Here is an 8,623-nt window from a genome sequence, read left to right on the forward strand (position 1 = left end):
CACCCCCGAACCGGCGTGTCGCCCACGAACTCCGCGGGACGGCACACCCGAGCCGGGCGTGGACTCAGTCGAGGGCGCGGTCGGCGGCGTGGCGCGCGAGGCTGCGGCCGTACCGCGCGGTCAGCTGCACCATCAGGTCGGGGGTCTCGCGGTCGAGGCCGAAGACGTACCCGGGGAAGTCGAGTTCCTTCTGCGCGGCCCAGATCTCGTCGTGACGGTCCGGCGAGAGCAGCTGCAGAGGGTCGCCGACGGCGACCCATCCGATCGGCACGACGGTCTCGGCGGGGAGGACGGTGCGCAGGTGGACCACCGCGTTGATGCGGACCTCGCTGCGGTCGCCGATCTCGGCTCCGTTGAACACGCGCGTCCCCGTGGCGAGGAACACCTCTTCGCCCACATCAGCACCGGCGACACTCGCCATCGGCCCGACCAGGGTGTGCGCACCCACGTGCACGGAGTGCGTCGAACTCGCACGTACGAGGGCGTTCTCCATCACGATGACGTTCTCGCCCAACACGATGAGACTGCCCTCGGAGGTGAGAACGGCACCGTGGAGGACCTGGCATCCGGGACCGATCGTGACGTCGCCGCTGACGACGGCCGTCGGAGCAACGACCGCGTCGGGATGGATGCGGGGCTCGGCCCCGAGGTGAGCGAAGCGCATGCGGTCAGCGTAGACCCGCGACCGGCCGACGTCAGCCGATCAGCAGCACCGCCTCGCGGAGACCGAACGCGAGGACGAATCCGACCACGATCGACAGGTGCGCACGTCGGGTGGTGACGAGCAGGATGCCGGTGGCCAGAGCCCCGAGCGCAGCAGCCCCGCCGTAAACGCTCTGGGTGAGCAGCACGGGCGTCTGCCCGAGGAGCACGTCGCGGACGACTCCCCCGCCCGTCGCGGCGACCACCCCGACCACCACGACCACCCACAGGCTCGCGCCGTGCGCCGAGGCCTTCTGTGCACCGATCACCGCGAACAGGGCGAGCCCGACGCCGTCGAGCGTGAGCAGCACCGTCGGAGGGACCTCGTCGACGAGTTTCAGTAGCGCGAACGTGGCCGCGGACGCCGCCAGGGCAACGATGATGCGACTCGAGGAACGCAGAGCGGCCGGGGGGAGATCGCCCAGGAGCACGTCGCGCAGCATCCCGCCGACGACGGCAGCGACGAACCCGACCACGAGAACGCCGAGCAGGTCGAAGCCGGCGTGGGCGGCGAGCGCTGCGCCCTCGACGCCGCGGACCCCGGTGGCGACGATGTCCAAGGCCGCGAACGCCTGCGCGCCGAGCGAGGGGCGCCCCGGGAGAGGGCGCACCGCGGTGCCGGACACGCGGACCGTGAGCGTCACGCGATCCTCGGCAGGGACCAGCCCCAGACGACCGCACCGAGCCGGAGCGCGAGCGCCACGGCGAAGCCGGCCCCGAGGGCCAGACGCGGGCGTCCCGTCACCGCGAGCAGGATGCCGGTCACCACCGCGCCCGCGGCAGCGGCCGTGCCGTAGATGCTCTCGGACAAGACGTAGGGGGTCCGTGCCAGCAGGACGTCGCGGATGACACCACCGCCGGTCGCCGCGAGGGTTCCGAGGATCGTCACGACCCAGAGGTTCGCGCCGGAGGCCCACGCCTTCTGCGCGCCGGTGACGGCGAAGAGCGCGAGGCCGATGGCATCCAGGATCTGCAGGGGCAGAACCGGGAACGCATCGACGATCTCGATGAAGACGAACGCGACGAGCGCACCGGCCAGTCCCGCGACGATACGACTGGGGGTTCGCAGGGCGGCGGGCGGGAGGTCACCGAGAAGGACGTCTCGGAGAACACCGCCCGCGAGCGCCACGATGAGCCCGACCACCACCACACCGAGCAGGTCGAAGCCGGCGTGGGCCGCAGCCGCAGCGCCCTCGAGTCCGAACAGCGCCGTCGCTGCGACGTCGAGGGCGTCGAAGGCACGAGTCCCGACGGACGGTCGAGTCGAGCCTCGGCCGGCGATCGCGGCATTGGTCATGTGCTCATCCTGGCAGCGTCGCGCGGTCGACGGAGCGGTAGCTCCGGCCCCGCAACGAAGGTTTCGGCTGCCGATTTTTCGCACTCGACACGACGCGCTGGTGTGCGCTAGCTTTCTCGTAATAGGTCATACGTCTGATGAACGTTTTCGGTGCGTCTCCGACACCGATCAGGGTGATTCAAAGTCGAATTCCCGCCGATACGTTCCCGACACCATGGCCTGTTCGGTGCGCGCCGCACGAAGCCCGGTCAGCGCCCGCCCGTGGCCCCGTGGCCGTTCCCCATCGAGAGGAAGAAATGAAGAAGTCTGCCGTCGGAATCCGCGTCGCTGCTGCGGGAGTCGGTTGTCTGCTCCTGAGCGGCGTCGCATCCGCCGCATTCGCGGTCGAAGAGGACCACGGAGTGGCTGTGAACGTCGACATCGCTCCCGTCAGCACCGGGGCATTGACCCTCACCGTCGACGGTGACAGCACCTCACTGACCGAGGTCGACGACGGTAATGCCGAGACCCGAGAGTTCTGGGGAACCCTGCCCACCGTGACGGTCAACGACACGCGCGACCCCTCGCAGATCCCCGCGGACACGACGGACTCGGACGGCAACGTCATCCCGACCGCCTGGTATGTCGAGGGCCAGGCAAGCGCGTTCACCAAGGCCGGAAGCACCGACGTCATCGGTCCCGAGAACCTCGGATGGATGCCCGACGTCACCACGGACAGTGATGGCACCGTCGCTCCCGGGGACGGGACCGTTCCCGCTCTCGACGACCCGACCAACAACCCCGCCAACAACAACAACGTCGGCCTGAAGGACAAGGAACTGTTCGCGATCGCGACGTCGTCGGCGGAGGCTCGAGCCAAGGGCACCGCGTGGACGGCCACCGCGACGCTCAAGCTCAAGACCCCCCAGACGGTCGCCGCCGGCTCGTACACCTCGACCCTGACCATCTCGCTCTTCGAGTGATCCCGGCGACGCTCACCGGTCGGCGCGGCACGCTGCGCGCGCCCGGCCGGTGAGCGCTGCCCTGGCACGTCCCCTAAGGATTCGAGATGCCGATACGACGGTCTCCGCACTCCCTTCTCTGGGTCCTGCTCACGTTCGTCTTCGTCGTGGCGTGGGCCCCTCCGGCAGCGGCCTCGACCACGTCCGACGACACGACCTGGGCGGTGCGCCCGGTCCCCGCGTCGGACGGTTCCCCGCGCGCCCGGGTCGATCTCACCCTCGATCCGGGCGAGACCGGCTCGGACACCTTCCAGGTGAGCAACTTCTCGCAGACACCCGTCACCTTCGCGATCACGGCGGCGGACGGCTACACCAACGAGCGCGGGCGATTCAACATGCTGCCGACGGGGGCGACGTCCGTCGATTCCGGCACCTGGATCGACGTCGCGCGCACGGTGACCGTGGGTGCCGGGGCGACGGTGGACGTCCCGTTCACGCTGACGGTCCCGAGCACAGCGACACCCGGCGATCACGCGGCCGGCATCGCGGCATCCGTGTCGTCGACGGGAACGGACGACAGCGGCAACAGCATCGGGGTGGAAAGCCGCGTCGGTTTCCGGGTCCTGACCCGGGTGACGGGCCAGCTCACCCCCGCGTACACCGTCAGCGAGGTGGACACCGGGTATCGCACCGCCTGGAACCCGCTGGAGCCCGGGTCTCTCGACGCCAGCTTCGTCGTGCGCAACACCGGGAACATCCGACTGATCGTCGATGCGACCGCCACCACCTCTCTCGGGCAGTCCGCCGACTTCGCGCCCGCGCCCGGTGAGGCTCCGCTGGAGCTGCTGCCGGGGGCCGAGCGGCGCGTCACGCTGACCATCGGCCAGGTCTGGCCCGTGTTCGTCGTCCCGGGCGAGGTGAGCGTCTCCCCCCGGGTCTCGGCACCCGAGGGCGACGGGCTGCAGGTGTCTCCGGCACACGAGTCGTTCGTCGCCGCGGCGGTGCCCTGGCCGCACCTGCTCATCCTGCTCGCCGTCCTGTTGATCGCGGGCGCGATCGCCTGGGACCGCCTGCGCGCGAAGCAGCGGTTGCGCCGCGCCGTCGCCGCCGCACGAGAGGAGGAACGAAAGAAAGCCGACCCGGTCGCCTGGGACAGCTCGAAGCTGCGCGCGCGCAACCGCTGAGGAGCCGGCGCGGCGGCTGAGCCGAACGACGACGTCCCCGTTTCCCACCCCATCCCACCCCGATGTTCTCGCGTCCCCACGGACGCCCCACGCACTCAAAGAGGAGTCACCGTGCCGAAACGCGCACTACGTGTCATCACCGCTCTGTCCGTCGTCTCAGCGCTCACCACAGTCGGGCTCGTCGCTGCCGCCCCGGCAACGGCCGCCACCACGACGACGTTCTACGTCTCGCCGTCCGGCAGCGACTCGGCGAACGGAACGAGCTCCGGATCCGCGTTCAAGACGCTCACCCGAGCGCAGGAAGCCGTGCGCGGGGCGAACTCCTCGTCGAACGTCACGGTCGTTCTGGCCGATGGCGTGTATCCGCTGTCTCAGGCGCTCACCTTTCGCACCGCCGACGGGGGCCAGAACGGCAACACCGTGACGTGGAAGGCGGCGGACGGCGCCAAACCGGTCCTCTCCGGCGGGAAGGCGGTCACCGGATGGACCGACACCGACGGAAACGGCATCTGGGAAGCCCCGCTCGACTCGGCCATCGACTTCCGCCAGCTCTACGTCAACGGCGCGCAGGCGCTGCGGTCGCGCATGTGGGTGGACTACAACAAGTTCAGCTTCTCTCGCACGGGCCTCACCGTCGACCCGGCCTACGTCTCCGCCGGTGACGTCGGCGCGGCCTGGGCCAAGCTGACCGCCCTGTCGCCCGCTGCGCAGAAGCGCATCGAACTGCGCAGCCGGGCCTCGTTCACCGACCGGTTCGCCCCCTTCCAGTCGATCTCGAACAACGTCGTCACCATGCGCCAGCCGTCGTGGGACAACCAGACCTGGGGCTGGGACACCGTCAACAAGCCCCTGCACTCCCCCGCCTTCTCGCTGCGCAATGCCCTCGCGTTCGTCGACGAGGACAACGAGTGGTACTACGACACCGAAGCCAAGAAGCTGTCGTACAAGCCGGCATCCGGAGTGAACCCCAACAGCCTCTCGATCGTCGCCCCGCAGGTGACATCGCTGATGAGCATCAGTGGCGACTCGGCGTCGGCACCGGTGTCCAACCTGACCTTCTCCGGACTGTCGTTCCAGTACTCCAGCGACACGGCAGCGAACAGCGACGACGGCTACGCGAGCCAGCAGAACGGCGCGGTCCTGCGCGGATACCTCTACGCACTGACCGACCCCACCACGAAGGACCTGCCCACCTCGGATCAGCGCACCTTCGACCCCACCAAGGATCAGGCACCACTTGTGCGCCTCATCAAGCGCGACGCGTTCAACGCGTATCGATACCTGGATGACAACAGCCCGGTCGCCACGAACGACCTGACCCGTCTCATCCGGCTGCGGGACTACCCGACCATGCCGCTGAACTCGACGCAGCTCGCGGCGTGGAACGCCGCGCACCCCGACGCGCAGAAGAAGGAGTGCGCGCAGGGCACCTACGCGATCGACTGCTTCGTGTTCGAGTCGAACCGCAACATGTTCCAGCAGACGCCCGCAAGCATCCAGGTGTCGGCGGCGAAGTCCGTGTCGTTCACCCTGAACGAGTTCACCCACCTCGGCTCGAAGGGCCTCGGGATCGGCATGAACGAAGAGGCGAACTCCTCCGGGGTCGGCCTCGGAGCCCAGAACGTCTCGGTCGTGGGCAACACGTTCAACGACATCGCCGGCTCGGCCGTCGTCGCGGGCGGCACCACGCTCGCCGCCGCCCGTCCGGCAACCGACGCGCAGGCGAACCGTTCCCTCTCGATCACCAACAACCGCATCACCAAGATGGGCCAGGACTACTTCGAATCCTCGGCGGTGCTGGCGACCTACATCGACGGTGCCGAGATCTCGAACAACGAACTCACCAACGGCCCCTACGACGTCGTCGACACCGGCTGGGGTTGGGGTGTTCCGGATGCCGGCGGCAACGCCGTCTACCAGGGTCGCGGCTCGTACATCTTCTGGCCCCGCTTCGCGGAGAACAACCCCACCATCGCGAAGAACATGCACGTGGCCAAGAACGTCATGTGGGACTTCAAGAAGGAGGGTAACGACGGCGGCGTCCTCTACCACCTCGGCGCGGCACCCGGCAGCAGCTGGGACAGCAACTACCTTCTCGGCGGGGACGGCACCAAGCTCTACTTCGACGAAGGCACCCGCTACCTGACGGCCAAGAACAACGCCCTCGACGGCACGTATTACCAGGCGTTCGCGAACGGGTTCAATGAGAACCAGGGCACCCCGGCCGATAACGTCGGAAACTCGACGCGCGACAACACGATCGACGGCACCTGGTGGCTCGGCGGCGGTATCAACGCAGGTCCGTGGTGCGCGAACTCCGGTGAATGCGACGCCAACGGCGAGTACTACAACAACCGCATCACCACGAGGTCGCAGTTGGGCATCAACGAGTACCCCCTGGCGGCTCAGAAGGTGATCGCCGAGGCGGGCATCTCGCCGCAGTACCGCAAGCCCGGTGACTGGATCGGCCAATCGCGCGGTCTCGACCTCTCGATCGCCCGTGACACCTCCGGATCGCAGATCCTCACCGCCACCGTCGCCAACTTCGGCTCGACCCCCCTCAGCGACATCGCCGTACAGGTGAGCGGATCCGACAAGGTCTCGCTGACCCCCCTCACAACCGCCCCGACCAGCCTCGAGCCGGGCGTCACCGCCACGGCCACCTGGAAGATCACCGGCGCCGACGCCGTCACCAGTGGAACGGTGTCTGCCAACGCGACGATGACCCGCCAGGAGTTCACCGGCACCAGCCGCGAGACGGTGTCGAAGTCGCTCGCGGTCGCCCTCGGCGGTCGAGTGGCCGCCGGACTGACCACGGCCGCGCCCTCGCTGTACGCCGAGAACCAAGCCGTGCAGACGGGCGACGTGATCGCGCTGCAGAACAAGGGCCGCGACATCGGCGGCGGGGGTGACGAGTACACCTCCGTCTACAAGAGCGACGTCTTGACGCCCACCGGGTCGATCACCGCGAAGTTCGAGGGCGCCAACACGGGCTGGTATCGCGCGGGCCTGTCGGTGCGCAACGACCTGAGCAAGATGGCCGATGCCGCGTCGGCGGACAAGTCCACCGGATACGCGCACCTCGCCATCGAGCCCAACTGGATCGCGCTGCGCTACGACAAGGACGGCGATGGCGCCATCGACTCGCAGGCCGCTGCGGTTCAGACGACCGCTCGCCCGCTGTGGGTCAAGCTGACGCGGAACAAGAACATCGTCACCGCCTCGTACTCGACCGACGGCACGAACTACACCACCCTCGGCCAGGCCCCGCTCGTCGGTGCCGATGAGAACCTCGATGCGGGTGTCGTACAGTCCAGCGCCGGTCGCGCGGGCAACTCGGGCGAACTGGGCACCTCGACCGCTCGATTCAGCGCCCTGTCGTTCTCGGACGGGTCGGAGCCGGTGGATTCGGCGGCGGCGCAGCAGCGCATCCTGGACGACAAGAAGGCGCTGCGCGACACGGAGGTGAACATCGACGCGTTCTCCGCACTCGGCAACAGCAGCGAAGAAGCCGCCCGCAACCTCAAAACCGTCCGCTCCAACTCCGGCAGCTGGGCCGGACAGGCCTACCGCGACGCCGAACGCTCCGTCGGATCGTACTTCCAGCTGGAGATGAACGTCGACCCCACCGCACCCAAGAACTACCTCGGCGTGCGCTACAACGGCGGCGACAACGGCCGCAGCTTCGACGTGCTCCTCAACGGCACCAAGCTGAAAACCGAGAAGATCACCAACGCCCAGGGCAACTCCTTCTACACCCAGTGGGACGAGATCCCCGCGTCGATCCTGCAGAACATCGCCACCACCGACAGCTACAAAAAAGACGCCGCCGGCAAATACGTCCTCGACGCCAAGGGGAACAAAATTCCCGTCGTCACCGTCCGCTTCACCGCCGACGGCTCCGGCAGCTACGTCGGCGGAATCTACGGCCTCACCACGGCCCGCACTACCACCTACGCCACCGACGCGAACCTCTCCAAACTGACCTTCACCACCGGCACCCTCAGCCCGACCTTCACCGGCACGACCAAGGCCTACACGCTCACCGTCCCCGCCGGCACCACCAGCGTCACCTTCGACGCCGACCCCACCACCCCCAGCGGCCTGGTCAAAGTCGGAGACATCCTCATCGACGACACCAAACCACGCACCCTCCCCCTCACCCAGGGCACGACCACCCGTCTCACCCTGAACACCCTCGCCCAAGACCACACCACCACCACCCAATACACCGTGGACGTGGTCCCCCAGGCACCCACCCCCACCCTCAGCGCCCAAGCAACCGCCTCCTCGCGATGCGTCAGCGGAAAGGTCGTCCTCACCGTCACCGTCACCAACACCAGTTCCCGCACCGTCGACACCACCGTCGCCACCCCCTGGGGAACACGCACCACCACCGCCCTCGCCGCCGGCAAGAGCACCAGCTTCGCCTACACCACGCGAAGCAAAACCATCACCGCCGGCACAGCCACCGCCACCGTCACCGCCACCATCGACGG

At 68.3% G+C, this 8,623-nt stretch carries 6 protein-coding genes; 3 read left to right on the plus strand and 3 right to left on the minus strand.

Features of this window, described 5'->3' with window-relative positions; translation table 11 throughout:
• Positions 1–64: 64 nt before the first annotated feature.
• The 3 genes from P2P98_RS02405 to P2P98_RS02415 are packed head-to-tail and all read right to left on the minus strand — an operon-like array spanning position 65 to position 1,999.
• The gene (locus tag P2P98_RS02405; RefSeq protein WP_275796859.1) at positions 65–664 is read right to left on the minus strand and encodes a gamma carbonic anhydrase family protein; all 600 of its coding nucleotides are present in this window, start codon (positions 662–664) and stop codon (positions 65–67) included.
• A 31-nt stretch (positions 665–695) separates the two neighbouring features.
• Positions 696–1,346, minus strand: coding sequence for a TRIC cation channel family protein (locus P2P98_RS02410; protein ID WP_275796860.1), 651 nt, complete (start codon positions 1,344–1,346; stop codon positions 696–698).
• Complete coding sequence (locus P2P98_RS02415; RefSeq protein ID WP_275796862.1) at positions 1,343–1,999, minus strand: TRIC cation channel family protein; 657 nt, start codon at positions 1,997–1,999, stop codon at positions 1,343–1,345. Before P2P98_RS02415 ends, P2P98_RS02410 begins: the two co-directional genes overlap by 4 nt.
• A gap of 296 nt (positions 2,000–2,295) precedes the next feature.
• Between P2P98_RS02415 and P2P98_RS02420 the strand changes: the two genes are divergently transcribed.
• The 3 genes from P2P98_RS02420 to P2P98_RS02430 all read left to right on the plus strand — a co-directional run.
• On the plus strand, positions 2,296–2,961 hold the full coding sequence (locus P2P98_RS02420; RefSeq protein ID WP_275796864.1) for a hypothetical protein: 666 nt from the start codon (positions 2,296–2,298) through the stop codon (positions 2,959–2,961).
• Between the two features lie 86 nt (positions 2,962–3,047).
• Positions 3,048–4,124, plus strand: a complete 1,077-nt coding sequence (locus P2P98_RS02425; RefSeq protein WP_275796866.1) for a DUF916 domain-containing protein — start codon at positions 3,048–3,050, stop codon at positions 4,122–4,124.
• A gap of 111 nt (positions 4,125–4,235) precedes the next feature.
• Positions 4,236–8,623 (plus strand): cadherin-like beta sandwich domain-containing protein (locus tag P2P98_RS02430; protein ID WP_275796868.1); only part of this gene is annotated, 4,388 nt, incomplete at its 3' end.

It is taken from the genome of Microbacterium sp. Kw_RZR3 (genome assembly GCF_029222405.1).
In the GTDB taxonomy this organism is placed as follows: domain Bacteria; phylum Actinomycetota; class Actinomycetes; order Actinomycetales; family Microbacteriaceae; genus Microbacterium.

Excerpts from the sequence above, each read along its gene's own strand:
- P2P98_RS02420 (WP_275796864.1), top strand. The coding sequence starts at position 2,296 with ATGAAGAAGTCTGCCGTCGGAATCCGCGTCGCTGCTGCGGGAGTCGGT.
- P2P98_RS02415 (WP_275796862.1), bottom strand. The coding sequence starts at position 1,999 with ATGACCAATGCCGCGATCGCCGGCCGAGGCTCGACTCGACCGTCCGTC.
- P2P98_RS02405 (WP_275796859.1), bottom strand. The coding sequence starts at position 664 with ATGCGCTTCGCTCACCTCGGGGCCGAGCCCCGCATCCATCCCGACGCG.
- P2P98_RS02425 (WP_275796866.1), top strand. The coding sequence starts at position 3,048 with ATGCCGATACGACGGTCTCCGCACTCCCTTCTCTGGGTCCTGCTCACG.